Genomic DNA, 24,386 nt, shown 5'->3' with positions numbered 1-24,386 from the left:
GGCGCCGTTGCCGCACAATCCCTGAGCCTACGCCGACGACGAGGGCTCGCCGGGCAGCCACAGGGGCGCGGAGGCTTTCGCCCCTCGCGCCCCTGGTGATTGACGTCGCGTCAGCCGGAGAGTCGCACCGGCATGATCAGGTACTGGTAGGCGCCGTCCGGCTCCGCGTCCACCGCGGGCTTGCCGGTGAGCAGGGCCGGCTTGGTCGGCGTGGTGAAGCTCAGCTGCGCGTACGCGGCGTCGATCGCCTTGAGCCCCTCCTCCAGGTAGCCGGGGTTGAAGGCGATCGAGATGTCGTCGCCCTCGAGGTCGGCCTCGACCCGCTCGGAGGCCTGCGCGTCGTCGCCCGAGCCGGCCTCCAGGGTGAGCACGCCCTGCTCGAAGTTGAGGCGGACGGGGGTGTTGCGCTCGGCCACCAGCGAGACGCGCTTGAGCGCCTCCAGGAAGGGCTGGGTCTGCACCGCGGCGACCGCCGAGAACTCGGTCGGGAAGATCGACCGGAACTTCGGGAACTCGCCCTCCAGCAGGCGGGTGGTGGTCCGCCGGCCGGCCCCCTCGAAGCCGATCAGGCCCTCGCCGGCCCCGCCGGTGGAGAGCGCGATCGAGACGTGGTCGCCGCTGCCCAGGGACTTCGCGATGTCCTGGAGGGTCTTGGCGGGCACCAGCGCGACGGCGTTGATGTCGTCCTGCTCGGGCTTCCAGAGCAGCTCGCGGACGGCGAACCGGTACCGGTCGGTGGCGGCCAGGGTGATCCCGCTGCCGTTGATCTCGACCCGGACGCCGGTGAGCACCGGCAGGGTGTCGTCCCGGCCGGCGGCGACCGCGGCCTGGCTGACCGCCGAGGCGAACACGTCGCCCGGGACGGTGCCGGTGGCGGTCGGCATCTGCGGCAGCGCCGGGTACTCGTCGACCGGCAGGGTCGGCAGCGTGAAGCGCGAGCTGCCGCAGACCACGCTGACCCGCATGCCGTCGGTGGAGATCTCCACCGGACGGTTCGGCAGGTTGCGCGAGATGTCGTTCAGCAGCCGGCCGGAGACCAGCACGGTGCCGGCCTCCTCGACGTCCGCCTCCAGCTCGACCCGGGCCGAGACCTCGTAGTCGAACCCGGAGAGCGCCAGGGTGCCCTCCTGCGCCGTCAGCAGCAGGCCGGCCAGCACCGGCACCGGCGGCCGCGCGGGGAGGCTGCGGGCAGCCCAGGCCACCGCCTCCGCGAGGACATCACGCTCCACCCGGAACTTCACCGGTAACCGCCTCCTGGCTGCTGTTGCCGCACCGGCGGCCGTACCGCCGCCCGGCGCTGTTGATCGTCTTCCGGCCACCGGACCGGGCGGACCACTCCGCCTGCCCTCCGGTTGCCGAAGGACAGTCTGTCCTACTCGGCCGACAGTCGGGGCAGATGGGCGCAACCGGACCGAACAGATGTCGGGGCCCGGTTGTCCACAGATTCGGCCCACCCCCACTGTTGATCAAGTCACGAGGTCTCTAGGTGTAGCAGTAGTAGTAGGGCCTGTGGATACCGTGGATAACCCCGTTTTCGCAGGTCAGCGGCCATATTTTGTCCACAGGACCTGTGGACGGCGACTGTGGAAAACCTAGGCCGACTGTGGACAACGGAGCGTAATCCACAGGGCACGCTGAGTATCCACAGGTTATCCCCAGGTTCATCCACAGAAATCGTCGGGGTTATCCCCAGTCGTCGATCAACATCACGTGACGCCTTTCACACCCAAGCCTGACAAGGGAGTTGATGTTGCCGAACTGTGGACAGGCCTGTGGACAACCTGGGGATAACTCCCCTTTTCCTGTGGACGGCCGGTGGACAACTCTGTGGACCGGCTGACGGGCCCTCAGTTCTCCACAGGCTGTGGATAACCGTTGTGCACAAGTCCACAGGGGGTTGACCTGCGCCGAAGAGCGTAGCGGGGATCACCCTGTGGAGGAACCTCTGGATAACTTCGGCTTCGGATGCCTGTGGACGGGGAAAACCCACCCGTTCCTGTGGACAACTCCGGTACGCACCCGAACCGTTCGAATTGCTGCACAAGCGTTCGTTCGGGCGGCCGGTTCGCCGCGGGTGCCGGTCGAACGGTTCCTGCCCCGCCGACCGCCCCGCCACACCTGTTCCCCACCCCGATCCGCCCGGCCGCCGCACCGCGGTGCCCGGACGGCCGCACCGCCGCCCGGCGGGCCCCGGAACGCCGGAGGGGAGCCGGGCCCGCTCGGCCCGACTCCCCTCCGCAGCGTCAACCGCCTTGCTGCGGCTAGCTCTTGATCCGGTTGGTCAGCTCGGTGACCTGGTTGTAGATGGACCGCCGCTCGGCCATCAACGAGCGGATCTTGCGGTCCGCGTGCATCACCGTGGTGTGATCCCGGCCGCCGAACTGCGCGCCGATCTTCGGCAGCGACAGGTCGGTCAGCTCCCGGCACAGGTACATCGCGATCTGCCGGGCCGTCACCAGCACCCGGCTGCGCGAGGACCCGCACAGATCCTCCACGCCCAGCCCGAAGTAGGCAGCGGTCTGCTGCATGATCACCTGCGCGGTGATCTCCGGCCCGGCGTCCTCGTCCCCGCCGGGGATCAGGTCCTTGAGGACGATGCCGGCCAGCTCCAGGTCCACCGGCGCCCGGTTCAGGTTGGCGAACGCCGTGACCCGGATCAGCGCGCCCTCCAACTCCCGGATGTTGCGGGTGATCCGGGACGCGATGAACTCCAACACGTCCGGCGGGGCGTTGAGTTGCTCCTGGATCGCCTTCTTCCGCAGGATCGCGATCCGGGTCTCCAGCTCCGGCGGGGTGACGTCGGTGATCAGCCCCCACTCGAAGCGGTTGCGGAGCCGGTCCTCCAGCGTGATCAGCTGCTTGGGCGGCCGGTCCGAGGAGAGCACGATCTGCTTGTTGGCGTTGTGCAGGGTGTTGAAGGTGTGGAAGAACTCCTCCTGCGTCGACTCCTTGCTGGCCAGGAACTGGATGTCGTCGACCAGCAGGATGTCGATGTCCCGGTAGCGCTTGCGGAACGCGTCCGCCTTGCCGTCCCGGATCGAGTTGATGAACTCGTTGGTGAACTCCTCCGAGCTCACGTAGCGCACCCGGGTGCCCGGGAACAGGCTGCGCGAGTAGTGCCCGATGGCGTGCAGCAGGTGGGTCTTGCCGAGCCCGGACTCCCCGTAGACGAAGAGCGGGTTGTACGCCTTGGCCGGGGCCTCGGCGACCGCCACCGCCGCCGCGTGCGCGAAGCGGTTGCTGGCGCCGATGACGAAGGTGTCGAACAGGTACTTGGGGTTCAGCCGGGCGTTCGGCTCGTCCTTGCGGGAGCCGCCCGCCGGGGGAGCGCCGGGCGGGGCCGGGACCCCGGGCGCGGGGGTGCGCTCCAGCCGGGCCGGCGGCTGCGCGGCGGCCGGGGGTCGGGGAGCGGCCCGGCGGGCGGCTCCCGGGCGCGGGCGGTCCTCGTCGGGGGAGCCGAGCGCCCCGCCGAACAGGTCGCCCTGCGCGGAGTCCGCGGTCGGCCGGCTGGACCGCCGGGGGGCCGGGTCCGGCCGCCGCTCGGGCATCGCGGTCGGCTCCCAACTGCCGCCGCCCGCACCGCTCCTGTCACCGTACGGATCCTGCGCGCCCACCCCGTAGGGCTCGGCCGGCGGGTAGTCCTGCTGGTACGGCTGGCGCTGGTAGTCCTCGCCGGAGCGGCCCGGCCAGCTGCCGGGCGGGGGCTGCTGCTGCTGCGGGTAGCCCGGACCGCCCTGGTAGCCCTGGTCGTGCGGGTGCGGCCACTCCACGGACTCCGGCTCCGGGTCCGCCTCGGGTTCCGGCTCCGGCTCGACCTCGGCCGAGGCGGCGGCGTTGGCGTCCACCATCACGGCGATCCGCACCTGGCGGCCGAACTCCTGCGAGATGGCCTCGGTCAGCTGCGGCAGCAGCCGGCCCTCCAGCACCTGCTTGGCGAACTCGTTCGGCGCCGCCAGCAGGGCGGTGTCGTGCATCATCCACATCGGCTGGGTGCGCCGCACCCAGTTCTTGTCCTTCTCCACGACGTCGCTGTCGTTGACCAGTCGCTCGACGACCCTCGACCACATCAGGACGAGATCGCTGTTGACATCAGCCACTGGTACACGCTTTCTCGTTCCCCGAGCGGGGGAGTCAGGCAAGGTCAGGAGGGCGGTTGAGGTGGCGCGTCACGGTGCGACCACGAGCACAGAACAAAAGAGACAAGTCCTGCAACGGTAGTCAGCGCGCAGAGCTGATTCAAGTCGTTGTCCACAGGCTGTGGGCAACGGCCCGGCGGCCACCTGGTTTGACCCTCCGACCCCGTCCCGCGTACCGTAACCAGGTCGAGTTGTCGATGGCCGCTGCCGCATGTCCGCGGGTCCGCCCGCTTCCATGACGCGCGCAGCACGGGCGCCGTGGTGGTCCCGTCCCAGCAGATCTGGGACCGGGTACCGGATTTCCCAGTGCAAGGGGAGATCGCGCGGACGCACGGTGACGGCCAAGCGACTGCACGTCATCCTACGATTCACCCCAGGAGCCCCCGAGTGAGCAAGCGCACCTTCCAGCCGAACAACCGTCGTCGCGCCAAGACCCACGGCTTCCGGCTGCGCATGCGTACCCGTGCCGGCCGCGCCATCCTGGCGTCGCGTCGCGCCAAGGGCCGCAGCGCCCTGTCCGCCTGATCCGCGCCAAGGGTCTGCAGTGCTGCCCACCGAGAATCGGCTGCGGCGGCGCCAGGACTTCGCGACCGCGGTGAAACGCGGTCGCCGCGCCGGTCGGCCCCTGCTGGTGGTGCACCTCCACAGAGAGGGCGCGCCCGAGGCGGGTGCCGACCGGAACAGCGACTCCCACCCGCACGTCGCCGAGGGGCTTCCTTCGGCGCGTGCGGGTTTCGTCGTGAGCAAGGCCGTGGGGCCAGCAGTGGTCCGCAACCTCGTGAAGCGTCGGCTGCGTCACCTCGTCCACGAGCGCCTGTCCCGGTTGCCCGCAGGTAGCCTGATAGTGGTACGGGCGCTGCCCGCCGCGGCGACGGCCTCGTACCCAGACCTCGGGCACGACCTGGACGCGGCACTGCGCCGCTTGCTCAGGTCGGAACCGACCGGCAGTGCCCCGACGGGAACAGGGCGATGAAGTACCTGCTGATGGGCCTGATCAGGCTCTACCAGTGGACGATCAGTCCGCTGCTGGGCCCGGTGTGCCGTTATTACCCCTCGTGCTCCCGCTACGGGTACGAGGCGATCCATGTGCACGGAGCGATCAAGGGCAGCGGGCTGACCGCCTGGCGCATTCTGCGCTGCAACCCTTGGTCTCCCGGCGGGGTCGACCATGTGCCGCCGCGAAAGCACCCGGTGTGGCACCGCCGGCTGCGCAATCTGCTGAGCCCCACGAGCGGGACCGCCGAGCCGGAGCCGGTGGCGAAGCCCGATGTCCAAGGAGTCTGACCGGTGACCTTCGGTTTTCTGAGTCCCCTCTACACAGCGGTGTCCTGGATCATCGTCCAGTTCCACTCGCTGTTCAGCCACGTCTTCGATCCGGACGGCGGCCTGGCGTGGGGCCTGTCCATCGTGATGATGGTGGTGGTCATCCGGATCTGCCTGATCCCGCTCTTCGTGAAGCAGATCAAGTCGACCCGGGCCATGCAGGCGATCCAGCCGAAGATGAAGGCCATCCAGGAGCGCTACAAGAACGACAAGCAGCGCCAGTCCGAAGAGATGATGAAGCTGTACAAGGAGGCGGGCACCAACCCGTTCTCCTCGTGCCTTCCGATCCTCGTGCAGGCGCCGTTCTTCACCGCTCTCTACGGTGTGCTGGCCTCGATCGCCAACGACAAGACCATCGGCGTGATCGACCGGCCGCTGCTGGAGAGCGCCAAGCAGGCGCACATCTTCGGCGCCCCGCTGTCGGCGAAGTTCGTGGGTGCCGACAGCATCCACATCCAGATCGTCTGCGCGGTCATGATCGTGCTGATGTCGCTGTCGCAGTTCATCACGCAGCGCCAGCTGATGACCAAGAACATGGACCTGACGGTCAAGACGCCGTTCATGCAGCAGCAGAAGATGCTGATGTACGTCTTCCCGGTCATGTTCGCCGTGATGGGCATCAACTTCCCGGTCGGTGTGCTGGTCTACTGGCTCACCACCAACGTCTGGTCGATGGGCCAGCAGCTGATCGTCATCCGCAACAACCCGACGCCCGGCAGCCAGGCCTGGAACGAGCGCCAGGCCCGGCTGAAGAAGCAGGGCCGGATCAACCCGGACGGTTCGATCAAGAAGGTCGGCCTGCTGGCGTCCATCACCGGCTCCAAGGGCAGCGCCGCGGCGGAGGCCCAGGCGGCCGTCGAGGACAGCGTGCAGGTGCGCCGGCAGCAGCCGCGCAAGCAGTCCAAGGCGCAGCGGCAGGCCACGGCGACCCACCAGGCGCACGCCACGGAGCACGGCGAAGCGCCGGACGCGGCCTCCCAGGACGTGGCCGAGGCCGAGCCGGCCGGGGCCGGGCAGTCCGGTGCGAAGCCGGGCGGGGCGAAGCCGGCGGCCAGGCCGGGCCAGCGCCAGCAGCCCCGGCGCGGCGGCCAGGCCGGTCAGCGGCCGAAGAAGAAGTAGTCCCGACCCTCTCTCCCGGCCCCACCCGAGGGCCCCGTACTCCGAAGGAGTCCACCTGTGACCGATGGCACCACCTCCGCCGTCGACACCGCGCCGGCCGGTGAGAGCGTCCTCTCGCGTCTGGAGCACGAGGGTGACATCGCCGCCGACTACCTGGAGGGTCTGCTGGACATCGCCGACCTGGACGGCGACATCGACATGGACGTCGAGGGGGACCGGGCGCTGGTCTCCATCGTCAGCGAGGGCGACGACCGGACGCTGCAGCGGCTGGTGGGGCAGGACGGCGAGGTGCTGGAGGCGCTCCAGGAGCTGACCCGGCTGGCCGTCCACCGGGAGACCGGGGAGCGCAGCCGCCTGATGCTGGACGTTGCGGGCTTCCGGGCGCGCAAGCGGGCCGAGTTGGCGGAACTGGGCGCGGAGGCGGCCGAGCAGGTCAAGAGCTCCGGCGAGCAGGTCAAGCTGCGGCCGATGACCCCGTTCGAGCGCAAGGTGGTGCACGACGCGGTGGCCGCAGCGGGGCTGCGCAGCGAGTCGGAGGGCGAGGAGCCCCAGCGCTGCGTGGTCGTGCTGCCGGCTTGACGCCGGTGGTGCCGCCGATCCGGCGTCCGACCCCGCCCGCCTCTCGCGGGCGGGGTCGTCGCCTTTGCGGCGGATGGATGTTTCACGTGGAACAGTGCTTGTAGGGCCGGTACGGCGGGTGGACACGACGGTGAGCGGAGAGGCAGAGATGGACAGGGACGGCACGGCGTCCGAGGCGTCGCTGGAGGGGCCGACGGAGGCTCCGGAGGCAGCGGGACGGATCTTCGGCGATCGACTGCCGCTGGCCGTGCGGTACACCGAGCTGCTGGCGACCGCCGGGGTGCAGCGCGGGCTGATCGGCCCGCGCGAGGTGCCCCGGCTGTGGGACCGGCACGTGCTCAACTGCGCGGTGCTGGCCGAGCTGCTGCCCGCCGAGGTCTCGCTGTGCGACGTCGGCTCGGGGGCCGGGCTGCCCGGCATCCCGGTGGCGTTGGCCCGGCCGGACGTCTCGGTGACGCTGCTGGAGCCGCTGCTGCGCCGGACCACCTTCCTGGAGGAGGTGGTCCGCGAGCTCGGCCTGGACAACGTCACCGTGCTGCGCGGCCGGGCCGAGGAGACGGTCGGCAAGCTGGCGGTGGACGTGGTGACGGCCCGCGCGGTGGCGCCGCTGGACCGGCTGGCGGGCTGGGGCATGCCGTTGCTGCGGCCGTACGGGCAGATGCTGGCGCTGAAGGGCGACACCGCCGAGCAGGAGCTGACCGAGTCGCGGGCGGCGCTGACCCGGCTGGGCGCGGTGAAGTGGTCGGTGATCGGGGTCGGCGAGGGCGTGCTGGAGACACCGACCCGGGTGGTCCGGGTGGAGGCGGGGGAGAGCCCCGGCGGGGTGCGGGCCGCCACCCGGCGGGCCAAGGCGGCCCGGGCCGGGCGCGGTGGCAAGGGCGGCGAGGGCGCGGGCCGGCGGGCCGGCGGTCGCGGGCGGCGCTGAGCCGCGCCGATCCTGGAGGGTTCCCGGACGGGGGGCGGACGGTCGGTCGACCGTCCGCCCCCCGTCCGTCCTTCCGGGGACAGGTCGCTGTTCGCTGTTCGCTGGCCCGCGGCCGGAGTGTCGGGCCGTCGGATCGTGACATTCCGGGCATCGTGTTTCACGTGAAACGTCGCTTCCTGCTTACCGGCGTACTTGATCAAGGACTGAATCGGACGCGAGACCGTCACCCGGAGGTGACTGTCGCGGCCCCGGTTTCACGTGAAACACTGACCCCCATGCAGGAGTCGGAGATCGTCGATCAGGTGGATGAGACCCCCGTCGCACGTGCCGCGCACGCCGCCGTCCAGGTCGTCGCGCGTGCCGGGGAGGGGCTTCCCCGACCCGCCGCGACCCGGGTGATGGTGGTCGCCAACCAGAAGGGCGGGGTGGGGAAGACCACCACCACCGTCAACCTGGCCGCCTCGCTCGCCATGCACGGCCTGCGGGTGCTGGTCATCGACCTCGACCCGCAGGGCAATGCCTCGACCGCGCTGGGCATCGACCACCACGCCGAGGTGCCGTCGATCTACGACGTGCTGGTCGAGGGCAAGCCGCTGGCCGACGTGGTGCAGCCGGTGGTCGACGTGGAGGGCCTGTTCTGCTGCCCCGCCACCATCGACCTGGCCGGCGCCGAGATCGAGCTGGTCTCGCTGGTCGCCCGGGAGAGCCGCCTGCAGCGCGCCATCGCGGCCTACGAGCAGCCGCTGGACTACGTGCTGATCGACTGCCCGCCCTCGCTCGGCCTGCTGACCGTCAACGCCCTGGTGGCCGGCCAGGAGGTGCTGATCCCGATCCAGTGCGAGTACTACGCGCTGGAGGGCCTCGGTCAGCTGCTGCGCAACGTGGAGCTGGTGCGGGCGCACCTGAACCCGGCGCTGCACGTGTCGACCATCCTGCTCACCATGTACGACGCCCGGACCAGGCTGGCCTCGCAGGTCGCCGAGGAGGTGCGGACCCACTTCGAGAACGAGGTGCTGGCCACCGCCATCCCGCGTTCGGTGCGCATCTCGGAGGCCCCCAGCTACGGGCAGACCGTGCTGACCTACGATCCCAATTCCAGCGGTGCGCTCTCCTACCTGGAGGCGGCGCGCGAGGTGGCGCTGCGGGCGGTCGTCAAGGTCGGCGAGGGGCGGCACCGGGCGGGTGCGGCGGCGGTCGTGCCGCCGCGCAACGGCGAGGAGTCGTCCGCGCCGACGGCACAGCACAGTTCGATGGAGGGCAACCGGTGAGTGGCATGCGCAGGGGTCTGGGCAAGGGTCTGGGGGCGCTGATCCCGGCGGCCCAGCCGGCTGCGGCCGCCGGCGGAGCGGCGCCCGCGCCGGTCGAGGCCCCGCCGGTCGCGGCGGCTCCCGCGGTGCCGACCGACCGTGGCACGGTGGCCGCCAAGGCCGCCGCCGAGAGCCTGCGGGAGCTGGCCGGTGACCAGCGGCGCAGCGTGCTGGAGTCGGCGCTGGCCCCGGTGAACGGCGCCCGGTTCGCCGAGCTGCCGCTGGACTCGATCAGCCCCAACCCGCGCCAGCCGCGCGAGGTGTTCGACGAGGAGAAGCTCGCCGAACTGGTCGCCTCCATCAAGGAGGTCGGCCTGCTGCAGCCCGTGGTGGTCCGTCAGACCGGCCCGGACCGCTACGAGCTGATCATGGGTGAGCGCCGTTGGCGGGCCTCCCGGGAGGCCGGGCTGGAGGCGATCCCGGCGATCGTCCGGGCCACCGAGGACGACAAGCTGCTGCTGGACGCGCTGCTGGAGAACCTGCACCGGGCCGAGCTGAACGCCCTGGAGGAGGCCGCCGCCTACGACCAGCTGCTGCGCGACTTCGGCTGCACGCACGACCAGTTGGCGGACCGGGTCGGCAAGTCCCGCCCGCACGTGTCCAACACCCTGCGGCTGATGAAGCTGCCGGTCTCGGTACAGCTGAAGGTGGCGGCGGGGACGCTCAGCGCCGGCTGTGCCAAGGCGATCCTGATGGTGCCGGACGCCGAGCGCCAGGAGCGCCTGGCCGACCGGGTGGTGGCCGAGCAGCTGACGGTGCGGGCCACCGAGGAGATCGCCAAGCTGATGTCCGGCGAGAAGCCGAAGGCGAAGAAGGCCACCCCGCGGGCCGGCCGGCTGAACTCCCCGGCGTTCGACGAACTGGCCGGGCGGCTCTCCGACCGCTTCGAGACCCGGGTCAAGGTGGAGGTCGCGCAGCAGCGTGACGGCCGGCTGGGCAAGGGCAAGGTGGTGCTGGAGTTCGGCTCGGTCGAGGACCTGAACCGGATCCTGGACAGCCTGGCACCGGGTGAGCAGGGACTGCGGCTGTCCTGACGCCGAAGGTCTCGAACGGCGAACAACGGGTGCATGTTTCACGTGAAACGTGCACCCGTTTCGCTGGGCGGAGCAGACTGGAGTCCAGGGCCGCTTGCCGTGTGGAGGAGGAGGTGCGGGCGTGGGACGGAGGGTCGTTCCGCTGACGCTGGACAACCTCGCGGATCTGCCGAACACCTGCCGCTCCTGCGTCTTCTGGGAGCTCGACCCGGTCAGCGGGCGGGACGCCCAGGAGGCCGGCAAGGGGGAGTTGGAGAAGGAGGGCTGGATCTCCGCGGTGCTGCTGGAGTGGGGGTCCTGCGGGCGGGTCGCCTACGTGGACGACCGCCCGGCCGGGTTCGTGCTGTACGCACCGCCGGCCTACGTGCCGCGCGGGCAGTCCTTCCCGACCAGCCCGATCTCGCCGGACGCGGTGCAGCTGATGGTCTCCCGGGTGCTGCCGGGGTTTCAGGGGCAGGGCCTGGGAAGGGTGCTGGTGCAGTCGGTGGCCAAGGACCTGATCCGGCGGGGCTCCCGGGCGATCGAGGCGTTCGGCGCCCAGGGGCGGGAGATCCCGAGCTGCGTGCTGCCCGCCGAGCACCTGCTCGCGGTCGGCTTCAAGACCGTCCGTCCGCACCACCGGTTCCCGCGGCTGCGGCTGGAGGCGCGCACCACGCTCTCCTGGAAGGGCGACATGGAGGGCGCGTTGGAGCGGTTGCTCGGCGGCCGGCGCAAGGAACCGGTGCTGCGGCCGTTCTGAGCCGCCCCAGGGACGTTCTGTGAGAGCGATTCTCCGCTCGGACCGGAACGGCCCGGCCGAGTGCCCCGCTGCTCTCAGGGCTTCCTGACGAAGCCTCGGAAGGCGTCCGGAAACGCCGAGGCGGCCCGAGCGGGGGTTCCCGCGGGGCCGCCTCGGCGACGAACGGCTACAGGTACTCGGCCAGCTCGCGCAGCAGCGCGGCCTTCGGGCGGGCGCCGGTGATGGTCTTCACCAGCTCGCCGTCCTTGTAGACGTTCAGCGTCGGGATGGAGATCACGTTGTACGCCGCGGCGGTCTCCTGGTTGGCGTCCACGTCGAGCTTCACGATGGTCAGCTTGTCGCTGTGCTCGGCCGCGATGTCCTCGAGGACCGGGGCGACCTGGCGGCACGGGCCGCACCAGGTGGCCCAGAAGTCGACCAGGACGGGCTTGTCGCTCTTGAGCACCTCGGCATCGAAGGTGGCGTCGGTAACTTCCTTGGTGGCGCCGGCCACGGGGACTCCTTGGGGTCGGAGGAGAGATGCGTCAGGGATAACAACGGCGGGGGCGGTTCTGTTTCTGGTGTGGTCCGAACGGGACCGCCCCCGTCCTGAGGGCTGCTCGGCCCGGGTGGTGGTGCGTCAGACCGCGACGGCGGCGGTCTCGGCCTCGTTGGCGTCCGTCAGCGCGGCGAGGTAGCGCTCGGCGTCCAGCGCGGCGGAGCAGCCGGTGCCGGCCGCGGTGATCGCCTGGCGGTAGGTGTGGTCGACCACGTCGCCGGCGGCGAACACGCCCGGGACGTTGGTGCGGGTGGAGGGGGCCTCGACCTTGAGGTAGCCCTCGGCGTCCAGGTCGAGCTGGCCCTTGAAGAGCTCGGTGCGCGGGTCGTGGCCGATCGCGATGAACAGGCCGGTGACCGGCAGCTCGCGCAGGTCCCCGGTGTTGGTGTCGCGCAGGGTCAGGCCGGTCAGCTTCGGGTCGCCGTGGATCTCCTCGACCGCGCTGTCCCAGGCGAAGGAGATCTTCGGGTCGGCGAAGGCGCGCTCCTGCATCGCCTTGGACGCGCGCAGGGTGTTGCGGCGGTGCACGACCGTCACGCTGCGGGCGAAGCGGGACAGGAAGGTGGCCTCCTCCAGGGCGGTGTCGCCGCCGCCGACCACCGCGATGTCCTGGTCGCGGAAGAAGAAGCCGTCGCAGGTCGCGCACCAGGAGACGCCGCGGCCGGAGAGCTTGTCCTCGTTCGGGAGGTCGAGCTTGCGGTGCTGCGAGCCGGTGGTGACGATCACGGCGCGGGCGCGGTGCACCTTGCCCTCGGAGTCGGTGACGGTCTTGATCTCGCCGGTCAGGTCGACCGCGACGATGTCGTCCGGCACCAGCTCGGCGCCGAAGCGCTCGGCCTGGGCGCGCATGTTGTCCATCAGCTCGGGGCCCATGATGCCGTCGCGGAAGCCCGGGAAGTTCTCCACCTCGGTGGTGTTCATCAGCGCGCCGCCGGCCGTGACCGCGCCCTCGAACACCAGCGGCTGGAGGGAAGCACGCGCGGTGTAAAGCGCAGCGGTGTATCCGGACGGGCCGGAACCGATGATGATCACGTTACGGACGTCGCTCACTGCATCTCCTGGTTCGCCTGGCGTCCCGCTCGCGCGGGGGAGGGCGGTCTGCTCCGCCGCCCCGGACAACGACTCACCAGTCTCCCGCATTCCCAGGCCCGACCGCACCAACCGCCCGCACTCCGGGCGCTGGAGGCCCGGAGCGATGAGGAATCAGGGGGCCGCGACGGTGCTGTGCAGCAGGATCGTCGAACCCGGGCAGTCCGGGGTGGCCAGGTAGACCTCCAGCGGGCCGCCGTCGCCCGCCGGGCGGTAGACCAGCGCCACCACCGGCCGGCCCGCGTAGCGGCCGGTACCGGCGGCCAGCGGGGCCTCGCCGGGGTGCCCGGCGGCCGCCGTCAGGCAGGCAGGAACGACCGGGGCGGCAGCGGTGGCGGGGCCGAGCTGCGGGGCGCCCGTGGAACCCAGCAACCGGTCGATCTGCGCCGGGAGTTGATCGGCCGTGAAGTCGGGCCCGCCGGCGTCGCCGCTGCCGGACCCGCTCTGCGTGCCGGAGGACTCGGCGGCACCCGCGTTCGGCTGGGCGTGCGGGCCACCGGTGCCGCCCGCGGCGGGGGTTCCGCCGCTGAGCGCCTGGTGCGTGGCCCTGGCGTCCTGGGCGGAGGAGGCCGTGACGTCGGCGTGGTGACGGTCCCCGAGGCTGAGCAGAACGCCGCCGACGGCCGCGACGAGGGCGGCAGCCCCGCCGGCGAGCAGGAGGAGGGCGCCGCGCCGCCGACGGCGGGCGGGACGTCCGGGGCCGGTGGCTGCGCCGGGGGAGCCCGCCGGTGCACCGCTGCGGGACGGGCCGGTGGGCGCTCCCGGAGCGACCTGCGGACGGTCGGCGGGCGGCACGTCGGGGCGGGCCTCGGCGCGGGCGGCGGACTCGGCGGCGAGGGCTGCGGTGAGGCGGTCGGCGACCTCCTGCGGCAGCGGCGGGGCGGGGGCGGCGGCCAGCAGCTCGGGCAGGCCGCGCAGCGCGGCGTAGTCCTCGGCGCAGGCGGGGCAGCCGGCCAGGTGCCGGTGCAGCGGTTCGGCCTGCTCGGGCGGCAGCAGCTCCTCGGCGAGGTCGGCGAGCGCGTCCAGGTCGGGGTGGTCGGAAGGCGGGTGCGGCGTCATCGCGGGGTCGCATCTCCTTCCAGGGCGGGTGCGGAGTCCGAGGGTGTGACGGGGGCGGTCCGGTTCGGGTTCCCGTCCCGCGGCCCGGGCGGGGCGCTCGGCCCGGTTCCACGTGGAACATCGCCGGGGCGGGGGACCGGTCCGGAGCCGGCCGGGGCGCGCGTTCCACGTGGAACATCGCTTCGGGCGGACGCCGGTCCCGGGTCGGAGGGGGCGGGTGTTTCACGTGGAACACCGGCCGGACCGAGGTGGCGCAGCAACGGCAGCAGCCGGGCCCGGCCGCGGGCGCAGCGGCTCTTCACGGTGCCGACCGCGACGCCGAGCACCTCGGCCGCCTCGGCGACCGGGTAGCCCTGCAGGTCGACCAGCACCAGTGCGGCGCGCTGTTCGGCGGGCAGCAGGGCGAGCGCCTCGGCCACCTCGCGGCGGGTCTCGGCGCGCACCGCGTGGCTCTCGGCGCCCTCGCTGGTGCCGAGCGCGCTGTCCAGCGGGGCCGGGTCCCGGTCGAGCGACTCGGCCCGGCGGACGGCGCGGCGCCGGGCCCGGTCGAGGCAGGCGTTCACCACGATCCGGTGCAGCCAGGTGGTGACCGCGGAGCGGTTCTGGAACCCGGCGGCCGCGCGGAACGCGGAGACCAGGGCGTCCTGGAGCGCGTCGGCGGCCTCCTCGCGGTCGCCGAGGGTGCGCACCGCGACGGCCCACAGGCGGTCGCGGTGCCGGTGCACCAGCAGCCCGAAAGCGTCCGGGTCGCCCGCCGTGTGACGGGCGAGCAGTTCGGCGTCGGTGGGCTCCTCGGCCATCCGCCCCCTCCTCGCGCTCCGGCCGTCCGCTCGGACGGCCACGGTCACATCGTTGGGGATGCGGGGGAGCGGATCAAGGGGTTGACGCCCGGTCAGCCGTGGACCTGGATCTCGGCGACCTTGCCGCGGAAGCCGCCTTCGTCGGCGGTGGGCAGGCCGGTGAGCCAGAGCACCAGGTACCGGGTGGTGACCGGGGTGCTCGGCTTCAGGGTGACCTTGGAGCCGGAGCCGGTGGCGATCGAGGGGCCGAGGGCGCGGAAGCCGCTGTCGTCGTCGGACGGGGCGCTGCCGGCGCCGGCCGGGGCGGCCTTCAGCTCGACCTTGGTGTCACCGAGGAACTGGACCTCCACCGAACCGACCTGACGGGCCGACCCGAGGTCGATCAGCAGGCCGGTGCCGGCCCGCCAGGCGCCGAACTGGTCGTTGTAGCGCTGGGTGGTCCAGGCGGTGGCGGGGTTCCCGTCGGTGGCGTTCGGGATCTCGACGCCGTGCTCGTCCTTGGTGTCGCCGTAGGCGTTGAACGGGCTGATCCCGGCGAGGGTGAGCTTCTGGCCGGTGGGCGCGGGCCCGGAGGCCGACGGGGTGGGCGCGGGCTCGGTGCGGCTGCTGCTCGCCTTCCCCTGCTCGTTGACGTACTCCACCAGCTGCCAGGAGCCGACCGTGACGGCGGACAGCGCCACCAGCGAGGCGGTCCACCGGGCCACTCGGCGCAGGCCGCGGCGGCGGCGCGGGGCGGGCCTGGGGCCGGTGGGCGGCTGTGCGGGCGCGGGGTCCGCCACCGGCGGGAGCACCTGGGTGGGCGCGCCGGAGGCGTAGCGCGGGCGGGCCGCGGGCAGCGCGCGCAGCGCCGGCGGGGCCGGCTGCTCGGGCGGCCGGACCTTGGGCATCCCGGCGATCGCCGCGGCCAGTTCGGCGGGGCTGGTGATCGGCTCCTTGTGGTGCGGCGGCTGGTCGCACAGGACGCGCGCGGCGAGCTCCGCGAGCCCCTTGTGGACGCCGGCCCGCACCTGGTCCGGCGGTACGCAGCCCAGGTCCTTGGGCAGCCCCTGGAGGTCGTACCGGTCCTCGGGGTACGGCCAGCGGTGGGTGAGGGCCGCGTACAGCAGTGCGCCGATCGCTCGGACGTCGGTCAGTTCGGCGTCCTCGGTGGGCAGTCCGCGCAGCGCGGCGTCGACCGCGATGCCGTTGATCCGGTACTGGCCGCCGTCGGTGCGCAGCACGCACTTGGGGGTGAGCCGCAGGTGCGCCTGGCCGCGCTCGTGGGCTGCGGCGATCGCGTCGGTGACCTGACGGACCATCTGGTAGGCGTCGAAGGGCTCCATCGGGCCGCTCGCCAGCAGCTCGCCGAGGTCGCGGGCGCCGGGCAGCCACTCGCGGATGACGTAGACCAGCTCGCCCTCCTGGACCGCGTCCAGCACCTGGACGAAGCGTGGGTCGCCGAGCAGGGCGGCGCTGCGCGCGGAGGTGAGCACCGACTTGGCGCGGCGGTGGCCGGCCGCCAGCAGGTGGACGCCGACGGCGCGGCGGAGCTTCTCGTCGACGGCGCGCCAGCTGGTGAAGGTCTCCGACTCGGAGATGCACTCCTCCAGCCGGTAGCGGCCGCCGATCTTGTCACCGCTGTGCCGCTGCGGGGCGGGCAGCACGGCGGGCAGGGTGCCGGTGTCGGCGTCGAGGGTCTCGGTGCTGGTGGCGGGGGCGGGTTCGGCGGGTTCCATCGGCGGCAGCGGACGGCGCACCCCGCGGGTGCGCGAGGGGCGGTCGGGGCGGGCGCCCTTGGCGGCGAGTTCGGCGTCGATCTCCTGGGCCGAGAGCGGGGCGGTGGCTTCGGGGGGCAGGCTCGCCCCGGAGGACGCCTGCGGGGCCTCTGCAGCGGCCTGCGGGGCCGCCTCCGGGGCGGCGGCGCCGGGAGCGTCGGCGGGGCCGCCGGTCGGCGCGGCAGCCGCCTCGGGAGCCGCTTCGGGGGTCGGCCTCGGCCGGCCGCCCTTCGCCGCGGCGGACTTGGTGACGGGGGTCTTCGCGGCGGTGCCCTTGCCCGTGCCGTTCGCGCCCGCCTTCGTCGTGCTCCTGGTCGTGGCCTTCGCCGCGTCCTTCGCGGCGTCCTTCGTTGTGCTCTTGGCCGTGGCCTTCGCCGCGTCCTTCGCCGTGCCGTTCGCCGCTCCGTTCGCGGAGCCGGGCGATGCGCCGTTCGCAGAACCCGTGGCGCCCCGGCCGCGGTCGGAGCCGGCCTCGCGCTCCGGAGTTCCGGGCTCGGCCTCGGTCGCCGCCCCGTCCGTCCCGGACGTGTCGACGATCGCCTTGGTGCCGTCAGCCACCGTGGTCCTGCCTCCCCTTGTGTCGCCCCGGTTCATCCCGGGACGGTCGACGCCCCGCTGCCGGAGTGGTCGGCCGTGCAAGGTCAATTGTGCCCACTTCGGGGCTCTTCGTACGACCTCTGAGAGTGCCGGGAGGTTGCCCGATTACCCACATCCGGTGGAACGGCGGACGAATGGGCCGGAATCGGGGGCTCATCCCGACTCCGGCCCATGGAAAGCGGACTGAGGGTCCGACGGATCGGCGTCACCGGATTGACGCGGCGTCAACCGGGGGGCCGTGGTCGACTCAGCGGCCGAGCCTCCTTCGGACCATTCCGGTGAGGGCGTTGAGCTCCTCGATCCGCATCTTGCGGGCCATCACCAGGAACACCGCGAGCTGCGCCCCGGCCGCCACCAGCAGGGTCAGGACGTTGCCGATCCACCCGTCCAGCACCTGCAGGGCGAGCACCTCCAGGCCCAGGCCGACCACCGCGGCGGGCAGCGAGGCGATCGCCAGCCGGACGTAGGTCTTGGTGATCCGGGCGGTGTCCAGGCCGCCGACCTTGGCCTTCAGCTTGGGCAGGGCGACGAACACGCCGACCGCGTAGGACAGGCCGTAGCCGAGCGCCATGCCGGTGACCGCCCACTGCGCGGGCAGCACGAGCCAGCACAGCACCGCGGTGCCGGCCTGGGTGAGCGCCACCCAGACGGTGTTGGAGAACGGGGTCCTGGTGTCCTCGTAGGCGTAGAAGCCGCGCAGCAGCACGTACTGCACGGAGTACGGGATCAGGCCGAGGGCGAACGCGGAGAGCATGTAGCCGACCGCGGTGGTGCCGTGGGCGACCGCGCCGCCGTTGCCCAGGCCGTAGATCGAGGAGCCGATCACCGGGCCCAGCGACAGGAACAGGAACGCGGCCGGGACGATGGCCACCGCGGAGGTGCGCAGGCCGTAGGAGAGGTCGTCGCGGACCGCGCCGGCATCGTGGTCGGCGGCCGCCCGGGACAGCCGGGGGAGCACCGCGCTCATCACCGAGACGGTGATCACCGCCATCGGCAGCTGCCAGATCAGCAGCGCGTTGGAGTACGCGGCGAGGCCGACGCCCAGGTAGCCGTCGCCCTCGGCGGCCCGGCCGGCCGAGGTGGCCAGCTGGGTGACCACCAGGAAGCCCGCCTGGTTGGCCAGCACGAACAGGAAGGTCCACTTGGCCAGCCGGGCGGCCTTGCCCAGGCCGTGGCCGCGCCAGTCGAACCGGGGCCGGAACCTGAAGCCCGCCGCCCGCAGGTACGGGATCATCGACAGCGCCTGCACGGCCAGGCCGAGCATGGTGCCGATGCCGAGCAGCCGGACGCCCTCGGGGGAGACGGTCTCCGGGGTGACCTCGCTGTGCTGGAAGGTGCCGTACACCCCGATGTACATCGCGAAGGTGAAGATCACCACGACGTTGTTCAGGACGGGCGTCCACATCATCGCGCCGAACCGGCCGCGGGCGTTCAGGATCTGACCCATCACCACGTGCACGCCCATGAAGAAGATGGTCGGCAGGCAGTACCGGGCCAGCGCCACCGTGGTGTCGGCGCTCGCCTGATCGCGCATCAGCGCGTGCGAGATCAGCTGCACCAGCACCGGCGCCGCCAGCACGGCGACGAACACCACGCCCGCCAGGCCGGTCACCACCAGGGTGAGCAGCCGGTTGGCGTAGGCGGTGCCGCCGTCCTCGTCGTTCTTCATGCTGCGCACCAGCTGCGGCACGAACACCGCGTTCAGCGCGCCGCCGCCGATCAGGATGTACAGCAGGGTGGGCAGGGTGTTGGCGGCGTTGTACGAGTCGCCCATCGAGGCCACGCCGATCGCGGCGGCGATCACCATGGTGCGCAGGAATCCGGTGCCGCGGGAGACCAGGGTGCCGGCGGCCATGACGGCGCTGGAGTTGAGCAGGCCCGCGACCTTGCCCGCACCGCCTCCGCCGGACGGCGCCCCGGGCACCGGGAAGGCGGTGGGCGCGGCGGCCGTGGTCGGTGCGGCGGGCGGCGCGGCGGCGGCGTCGGCCTCCAGCACCGCGGCGTTGGCCTGCATCACCGCCTCCTCCTCGGACAGCGGCGGGTCGAACTCGATCGGCGGCACGTACGGGTGCGGGCCCTGCGCCTCGCGCCGCCAGTCCGGCGCGGGCTCCGGCTCGGGCTCCTCGGCGGCCGGCTCGGGTGCCTCCGACAGCAGGGCGTCCACGCCGACGTACTCGCCGTCCCGCTCGTCCCGGTCCTCGTGCCCGTCGGGGGCCTGTGGACCGTCCTCGGCACCGTCCTCGGCCTCGACGGTCCCGTCGGCCTCGGCGGCGACCTCGGCGGCGATCGACGCCCAGCGCGGGGCCGGGGCGGTCAGCTGCACGGTGGCGTCGGGTTCGCGGTTCGGCTGGCCCGGCACCGCCGCCGAGCCCTCCGGCGTGTCGGTCTCGTCGGGGCCGGCGCCCGGCAGGTCGACAGCGCCGTACGGGTCCGCGCTGCCGTACGCCTCGGCGGCGTACGGGTCACGGGCGTAGGTGTCGGCGACGTACCAGTCGGCGGTGGGGTCCGCGGGGGCGGCGGCGGACCGGGGGCCGCCCGCGCGATCCTGGGGCCGGCCGGCCTGGTCCTGTGTTGCTCGCTCGCTCCGCTCGTTCATGCCACCAATCCACGTCAGAGAGGGGGTGGACGCCCGGGGGTGGGACGGCCTAGTGATCCACCTTCTCATCACCGGCGACCCGATCGGTGTCATCCGCGTCGGAGGACGGATCCGCGTCGGGCGACGGCCCCGCGGCGCCGTCCAGCGGGCGGTCCGGGTCCTCGTCGACCTCGCCCGCCGCCTTGCGCTTCTTGCGCTGCAGGTAGAACCGCACCCCGGCGAGGACCATCAGCACGGTGCCGCAGGCGATCACGTAGGTCACGCCGCTGGCCACCGAGGTGACGTCGACGGTGAACACCACCGGGTCGCCGTACGGCTGCGCGTTCGGGCCGGTGGTCCACAGCTGCGCGGTCACCTGGACCGGGCCGTTGACCTGGGCCTCGGCGGGGAAGCGGAAGGTGCGGCTGGTGATGGCGTCCAGCACCACCGGCTGGATCGGGTAGTCGATCTTCAGGCGGTTCTGCTGGGTGGAGGTGATCCGCAGTTCCAGGTTGCCGACCGCCTGGGTCAGGTCGTTCTTCACGCTGACCAGCAGCGTCGCGTTGTCGCCGGGCAGCGTCACCACGGTCTTGGTCGGCACCCGGACCGCGGCCTTCAGGCTGCTCAGGTAGTGCTGCACCCCGGTGCGGTACTCCTGGCCGTCCTTCGGGCGGTCGCGCCACTCGGTGGACATCGAGCGCACCATGGCGGCGCTGAACGGCCCGCGCACCCGCTCCGGCTGGGTCAGGATCATCATCAGCTGGTCCACGCCGTCCTGGAGCTGCATGGTCGCCGACAGCTCGGCGGTGGACAGCTCGGAGCCGGCCGCGTCCTGCGGGTAGCCCTCCGGGACGGCGGCGTTGGCGCTCGGGTCGGACTTCTCCGCGGCGACGGTCTGCAGCGTCGCCGGCGCCACCCAGCCGCCGCCGGACGCGCTCTGCATCGCGTCGTGCAGCGCCTGCGCGGTGCCCACGGTCAGCGTCCGGGCGGGCAGCACCAGCAGCCCGCGCGGGTGCTCCGGCTCCTGGTGCGCGATCGCCAGGGTCTCGGCGAGGAAGCGCTGCTCGGTCGCGGTGCGGTCGCTCGGGCTGCCCAGGTCGCGCTGGAACAGCGCGGCCAGGGTCGCGTCGGAGACCACCGCGGTCTGCCCGTTGCCGATCGAGCGGGCCGCGCCCGGCGTGTAGGACAGCTTGTCGCTCTCCGGCATCACGGTGCCGTTGACCAGCACCACCTGGCCGCCCGCCGCGGCGGCCGTGGCCGCCGTGCGCTGGTCCAGCAGGCCCTGGTACGGCCAGGCGACGTTCGAGTGGGCGTCCACCGACAGCCGGGCCTCGGTGGTGATCTGGCCGGCGGTCACCGCCTTGCGCAGGGCCGCGTCCATTCCGTTCAGCCCGGCGCCGTTGTGCGCGATCGAGGCCAGGTCCGGGTCCGCGTACGGCAGCGAGACCACCTCGGTGTTCTGCTGGGCCAGGGCCGACCGCAGCTTGGCCAGCCAGGCGGTCGCCGCGTCGCGGCCGGCGCCCTGGACGGTGTTGTCCTCGCGCGCGGACTCGCCGGCGGTGCCGGGCTTCTGCACCCGGTACGGCTTGGTCATCGCGAACACGGTGTCCAGCAGGTTCGGGTCGATCGCCCAGGTCAGCCCCTGCATGGTGGCGCCGATCCCGACCAGCTGGTTCAGCCGGCCGTCACCGGTGAGCTCGGCGGCCAGGCTGTCGTCGCGCAGCACCGGCGTCTGGTCGGCGTCCGGCATGGTCTGGGCGACCAGCACCGGGGCGTGGGTGAGCGGCCAGACCACGGCCACCTCGGAGGGCTTGGCGACGGTCTTGCCCTGGTACGGCAGGTAGGTGCGGGCGATGCCCAGGGTGTGCGCCCGCTCGTCGCCGGTACTGCCCCAGACGTCGACCGCGAGCTCGTAGTTGCCGGTGTCCTTGGCGCGCAGCGCGGACACCGGCAGCTGCAGCGGCGGGAGGGTCCTGCTCTGCCCCGGTTCCAGGTCGCCGACGTCCTGCGAGGGGCTGTCCAGCGCGACGCCGTCCGCGGTGCTCGGGGTGGAGCGGGAGGCGAGCAGACCGAGGTCGCTGCGGGCGAGCAGCGGCCGGCTCTGGTTCGGCTGCCGCACCTTCAGGGTCGGCGACTTCAGCTTCGCGGTACCGGAGTTGGTGACCGTGACGGTCACCGACACGGTGTCGTTCTCGTGCGCGGTCTTCGGGGACACGGTGTCGATCCGCACCACCGCCGGGTAGTCGCCCGTGGCGGTCACCAGCGTGGTCGGCCCGGCCGCCGCCGGGGCGGCGGACACCGCCGCGACCAGTCCGCCCGCCAGCAGGGCGGCGGCGCCCCTGGCCAGCCGGCCCGTCCGCCGTCCGCGGCGCCCGGCGCCTGCCGTGCCCCGTCCGGTCCGCTCGTCCACGCGCGTCCTCGCCGTTCCCGATCGACTCGATCACTCCACGCACCGCCGCGGCCGACCCGACCGCGCGGTCTCCGGCAAGGAGCGTTCACCCGGCATGGTAACGACGTTGCCCGGCCCGCAGTGTTGCGGCCCGGGAGCTGCGGGGCGGGCCGGGGGCGCGAAACGGGAAGGCGGCGGAGCAGGCGGGCCACGTACCCTTGTGAGCCGTGTCCACTGCCAATGCGTCCAGCGCCAATCATTCCAGCTCCGCCGACCCGGTCGCCCTTCCGGGGCTGACCGAGGCGCAGACCCGCGGCCTGCAGGAGCTGCTGCGGGTCTCCCCGGTCGCCGACGAGATCGCCCGCCGCTTCCAGGACGCCGGCCACCGGCTGTCGCTGGTCGGCGGCTCGGTCCGGGACGCCCTGCTCGGACGGCTCGGCAACGACCTCGACTTCACCACCGACGCCCGCCCGGAGCAGATCCTCAAGCTGGTCAAGGGGTGGGCCGACGCGGTGTGGGACGTGGGCATCGCGTTCGGCACCGTCGGCGCGCGCAAGGACACCGCCGAGGGCTCGTTCCTGATCGAGATCACCACCTACCGCAGCGAGGCGTACGACCGCACCTCGCGCAAGCCCGAGGTCAGCTACGGCGACTCCATCGAGCAGGACCTGGTGCGTCGCGACTTCACCGTCAACGCGATGGCCGTCGACCTGCCCTGCCGCGGCTTCGTCGACCCGCACCGCGGCCTGGAGGACCTGGAGGCCCGGGTGCTGCGCACCCCGGCCACCCCGGAGGAGTCCTTCTCCGACGACCCGCTGCGGATGATGCGCGCCGCCCGGTTCGCCGCCCAGCTGGACTTCGACCCGGCGCCCGAGGTGGTCGCCGCGATGACCGCGATGGCCGAACGGCTCACCATCGTCTCCGCCGAGCGGATCCAGGCCGAGCTCAACAAGCTGCTGCTGGCCGAGCACCCGGTCAAGGGCCTGCGCCTGCTGGTGGACACCGGGCTGGCCGAGCACGTGCTGCCCGAGCTCCCGGCGCTGCGCCTGGAGAGTGACGAACACCACCGGCACAAGGACGTCTACGAGCACTCGCTGACCGTCCTGGAGCAGGCGATCGCGCTGGAGACCGAGGGCCCCGACCTGGTGCTGCGGCTCGCCGCACTGCTGCACGACATCGGCAAGCCGCGCACCCGCCGCTTCGAGTCGGACGGCCGGGTGTCCTTCCACCACCACGAGGTGGTGGGCGCGAAGATGACCCGCAAGCGGATGCGCGAGCTCAAGTACTCCAACGAGCTGGTCAACGAGGTGTCCAAGCTGGTCGAGCTGCACCTGCGGTTCCACGGCTACGGCGGCGGCGAGTGGACCGACTCCGCGGTCCGCCGCTACGTCACCGACGCCGGCCCGCTGCTGGAGCGCCTGCACAAGCTGACCCGCTCCGACTGCACCACCCGCAACAAGCGCAAGGCCGCCGCGCTGGCCCGCACCTACGACTCCCTGGAGGAGCGGATCGCCGCGCTCCGGGCGCAGGAGGAGCTGAACGCGATCCGGCCCGCGCTGGACGGCAACGAGATCATGCAGCTGCTCGGGCTGCGCCCCGGCCCCGCGGTCGGCCGCGCCTACCAGCACATGCTCGAACTGCGCCTGGAGCACGGCCCGATGGAGCCGGCGGCGGCGGAGGCCGCCCTGCGCGAGTGGTGGGCGGCCCAGCCGCAGGACTGACGCCCCGTCGGCGCGCCGGGCCCGGGCCGCGGGCTCAGCGCGCGCTGGTGGCGGGCTTCGGGGTGCTGCCGTTCACCGGGCCCAGGCACAGCCGGTACTTCTTGGTCTTGCCGCTCTTGCGGTACCGGCCGTCGTACGCGGTGGAGCCCGGGTTGGTCTTCGCGCAGTCGATCCGGCCCAGCGAGGTGGTGTAGTTGTTGCGGTTCAGCACCTTCCAGGTGGCGCCGCTGTTGCTGCAGGACACCGTGTCGTGCTTGCTGTTCAGGCAGTCGCCGACGTTGGGGCCCTTGTTCGGCTTGAAGACCGCGTACAGCGCGAACAGGGCGCCGATCAGCACCACCACGATGCCGAGCCGCCACAGGCAGCCTGCCTTGCGCCCGCCCTTCTCGGTGGGCTGCGGCGCCGGGTTCTGGCCCCAGGCGGGCGGCTGCTCCCCGTACCCCGGCTGCTGGCCGTAGCCGGGCTGCTGGCCGTACCCGGCGGGTTGACCGTACGCGGGGGGGTGGGCGTAGCCGGACGGCTGCTGGCCGTACGCCGGGGGCTGCGCGTACCCCGAGGGCTGCTGGCCGTACGGCGGCGGCTGCTGGCCGGGTTGGCCGTACGGGTCGGGCTGGCCGTACGGGCCGGGCGGCGGCGGAGTGCTCATCTGGTGTTCCCCCATGCGACGAAGGCGGTGCCGTGCGCGAACGACCCTAGCGCCAG

20 protein-coding genes are annotated in these 24,386 nt (G+C 72.6%); 10 read left to right on the top strand and 10 right to left on the bottom strand.

The genetic code is table 11. The annotated features are described in order from the left end of the window. Nucleotides 1-110: 110 nt before the first annotated feature. Nucleotides 111-1,241, bottom strand: coding sequence for a DNA polymerase III subunit beta (dnaN, locus tag BX266_RS18170; protein ID WP_099901149.1), 1,131 nt, complete (start codon nucleotides 1,239-1,241; stop codon nucleotides 111-113). A gap of 1,020 nt (nucleotides 1,242-2,261) precedes the next feature. After that, nucleotides 2,262-4,097, bottom strand: coding sequence for a chromosomal replication initiator protein DnaA (gene dnaA, locus BX266_RS18165; protein ID WP_099901147.1), 1,836 nt, complete (start codon nucleotides 4,095-4,097; stop codon nucleotides 2,262-2,264). 426 nt (nucleotides 4,098-4,523) lie between these two features. Here dnaA and rpmH point away from each other — a divergent pair, with 426 nt between their 5' ends. From rpmH to BX266_RS18120, 9 genes are all read left to right on the top strand, one after another. Further along, nucleotides 4,524-4,661, top strand: coding sequence for a 50S ribosomal protein L34 (rpmH, locus tag BX266_RS18160; protein WP_043915359.1), 138 nt, complete (start codon nucleotides 4,524-4,526; stop codon nucleotides 4,659-4,661). Nucleotides 4,662-4,680: 19 nt separating this feature from the next. Beyond that, nucleotides 4,681-5,109, top strand: coding sequence for a ribonuclease P protein component (gene rnpA, locus BX266_RS18155; RefSeq protein WP_099901145.1), 429 nt, complete (start codon nucleotides 4,681-4,683; stop codon nucleotides 5,107-5,109). Next, the gene (gene yidD / locus BX266_RS18150) at nucleotides 5,106-5,420 is read left to right on the top strand and encodes a membrane protein insertion efficiency factor YidD (RefSeq protein ID WP_099901143.1); all 315 of its coding nucleotides are present in this window, start codon (nucleotides 5,106-5,108) and stop codon (nucleotides 5,418-5,420) included. Before rnpA ends, yidD begins: the two co-directional genes overlap by 4 nt. Nucleotides 5,421-5,423: 3 nt before the next feature. Continuing rightward, the gene (yidC, locus tag BX266_RS18145) at nucleotides 5,424-6,578 is read left to right on the top strand and encodes a membrane protein insertase YidC (protein ID WP_099901141.1); all 1,155 of its coding nucleotides are present in this window, start codon (nucleotides 5,424-5,426) and stop codon (nucleotides 6,576-6,578) included. 57 nt (nucleotides 6,579-6,635) lie between these two features. Beyond that, entirely contained in the window at nucleotides 6,636-7,157 is a 522-nt protein-coding gene (locus tag BX266_RS18140; RefSeq protein ID WP_099901139.1) for a R3H domain-containing nucleic acid-binding protein, read from the top strand. Nucleotides 7,158-7,305: 148 nt separating this feature from the next. Next, nucleotides 7,306-8,082, top strand: a complete 777-nt coding sequence (rsmG, locus tag BX266_RS18135) for a 16S rRNA (guanine(527)-N(7))-methyltransferase RsmG (protein WP_099901137.1) — start codon at nucleotides 7,306-7,308, stop codon at nucleotides 8,080-8,082. A gap of 275 nt (nucleotides 8,083-8,357) precedes the next feature. Further along, on the top strand, nucleotides 8,358-9,350 hold the full coding sequence (locus BX266_RS18130; protein ID WP_099901135.1) for a ParA family protein: 993 nt from the start codon (nucleotides 8,358-8,360) through the stop codon (nucleotides 9,348-9,350). Further along, nucleotides 9,347-10,423: a ParB/RepB/Spo0J family partition protein gene (locus tag BX266_RS18125; RefSeq protein ID WP_099901133.1), complete on the top strand. Its 1,077-nt coding sequence runs from the start codon at nucleotides 9,347-9,349 to the stop codon at nucleotides 10,421-10,423. Before BX266_RS18130 ends, BX266_RS18125 begins: the two co-directional genes overlap by 4 nt. A gap of 121 nt (nucleotides 10,424-10,544) precedes the next feature. Then, nucleotides 10,545-11,162 (top strand): GNAT family N-acetyltransferase, encoded by a 618-nt coding sequence (locus BX266_RS18120; protein ID WP_099901131.1) that lies wholly within the window; start codon nucleotides 10,545-10,547, stop codon nucleotides 11,160-11,162. A 166-nt stretch (nucleotides 11,163-11,328) separates the two neighbouring features. On the opposite strand, the gene trxA is transcribed toward BX266_RS18120, so the two are convergent. From trxA to BX266_RS18085, 7 genes are all read right to left on the bottom strand, one after another. Further along, a complete protein-coding gene (gene trxA / locus BX266_RS18115; RefSeq protein WP_099901129.1) occupies nucleotides 11,329-11,655 on the bottom strand; it encodes a thioredoxin in 327 nt (108 codons plus the stop codon). 126 nt (nucleotides 11,656-11,781) lie between these two features. Beyond that, nucleotides 11,782-12,750, bottom strand: a complete 969-nt coding sequence (trxB, locus tag BX266_RS18110; RefSeq protein WP_099901127.1) for a thioredoxin-disulfide reductase — start codon at nucleotides 12,748-12,750, stop codon at nucleotides 11,782-11,784. Nucleotides 12,751-12,903: 153 nt separating this feature from the next. Then, complete coding sequence (locus tag BX266_RS18105; RefSeq protein ID WP_099901125.1) at nucleotides 12,904-13,848, bottom strand: zf-HC2 domain-containing protein; 945 nt, start codon at nucleotides 13,846-13,848, stop codon at nucleotides 12,904-12,906. Continuing rightward, nucleotides 13,845-14,648 carry an RNA polymerase sigma factor SigM gene (gene sigM / locus BX266_RS18100; protein ID WP_099901123.1) on the bottom strand — a complete coding sequence of 268 codons (804 nt, stop codon included), beginning with the start codon at nucleotides 14,646-14,648 and terminating at the stop codon, nucleotides 13,845-13,847. Before sigM ends, BX266_RS18105 begins: the two co-directional genes overlap by 4 nt. A gap of 92 nt (nucleotides 14,649-14,740) precedes the next feature. Beyond that, the gene (locus BX266_RS40880) at nucleotides 14,741-16,960 is read right to left on the bottom strand and encodes a protein kinase family protein (RefSeq protein ID WP_099901121.1); all 2,220 of its coding nucleotides are present in this window, start codon (nucleotides 16,958-16,960) and stop codon (nucleotides 14,741-14,743) included. A gap of 286 nt (nucleotides 16,961-17,246) precedes the next feature. Continuing rightward, nucleotides 17,247-19,595 carry a murein biosynthesis integral membrane protein MurJ gene (gene murJ / locus BX266_RS18090; RefSeq protein ID WP_099901119.1) on the bottom strand — a complete coding sequence of 783 codons (2,349 nt, stop codon included), beginning with the start codon at nucleotides 19,593-19,595 and terminating at the stop codon, nucleotides 17,247-17,249. A gap of 49 nt (nucleotides 19,596-19,644) precedes the next feature. After that, a complete protein-coding gene (locus tag BX266_RS18085; RefSeq protein WP_099901117.1) occupies nucleotides 19,645-21,984 on the bottom strand; it encodes a DUF6049 family protein in 2,340 nt (779 codons plus the stop codon). 272 nt (nucleotides 21,985-22,256) lie between these two features. On the opposite strand from BX266_RS18085, the gene BX266_RS18080 reads away from it, so the two are divergent. Continuing rightward, the gene (locus BX266_RS18080; protein ID WP_099908005.1) at nucleotides 22,257-23,684 is read left to right on the top strand and encodes a CCA tRNA nucleotidyltransferase; all 1,428 of its coding nucleotides are present in this window, start codon (nucleotides 22,257-22,259) and stop codon (nucleotides 23,682-23,684) included. 34 nt (nucleotides 23,685-23,718) lie between these two features. On the opposite strand, the gene BX266_RS39300 is transcribed toward BX266_RS18080, so the two are convergent. Continuing rightward, the gene (locus BX266_RS39300; protein WP_218969255.1) at nucleotides 23,719-24,330 is read right to left on the bottom strand and encodes a hypothetical protein; all 612 of its coding nucleotides are present in this window, start codon (nucleotides 24,328-24,330) and stop codon (nucleotides 23,719-23,721) included. Between the last annotated feature and the right edge of the window lie 56 nt (nucleotides 24,331-24,386).

The organism is Streptomyces sp. TLI_171 (genome assembly GCF_003610255.1).
Lineage (GTDB): Bacteria > Actinomycetota > Actinomycetes > Streptomycetales > Streptomycetaceae > Kitasatospora.
The sequence above is the reverse complement of the archived record's forward strand: the minus strand, read 5'-3'. Positions and strand labels throughout refer to the sequence as shown.

What these genes read in the sequence shown, in the direction of transcription:
- yidD (WP_099901143.1), top strand. Translation starts at nt 5,106, where the DNA reads ATGAAGTACCTGCTGATGGGCCTGATCAGGCTCTACCAGTGGACGATC.
- rsmG (WP_099901137.1), top strand. Translation starts at nt 7,306, where the DNA reads ATGGACAGGGACGGCACGGCGTCCGAGGCGTCGCTGGAGGGGCCGACG.
- BX266_RS18130 (WP_099901135.1), top strand. Translation starts at nt 8,358, where the DNA reads ATGCAGGAGTCGGAGATCGTCGATCAGGTGGATGAGACCCCCGTCGCA.
- BX266_RS18105 (WP_099901125.1), bottom strand. Translation starts at nt 13,848, where the DNA reads ATGACGCCGCACCCGCCTTCCGACCACCCCGACCTGGACGCGCTCGCC.
- sigM (WP_099901123.1), bottom strand. Translation starts at nt 14,648, where the DNA reads ATGGCCGAGGAGCCCACCGACGCCGAACTGCTCGCCCGTCACACGGCG.
- murJ (WP_099901119.1), bottom strand. Translation starts at nt 19,595, where the DNA reads ATGAACGAGCGGAGCGAGCGAGCAACACAGGACCAGGCCGGCCGGCCC.
- BX266_RS39300 (WP_218969255.1), bottom strand. Translation starts at nt 24,330, where the DNA reads ATGAGCACTCCGCCGCCGCCCGGCCCGTACGGCCAGCCCGACCCGTAC.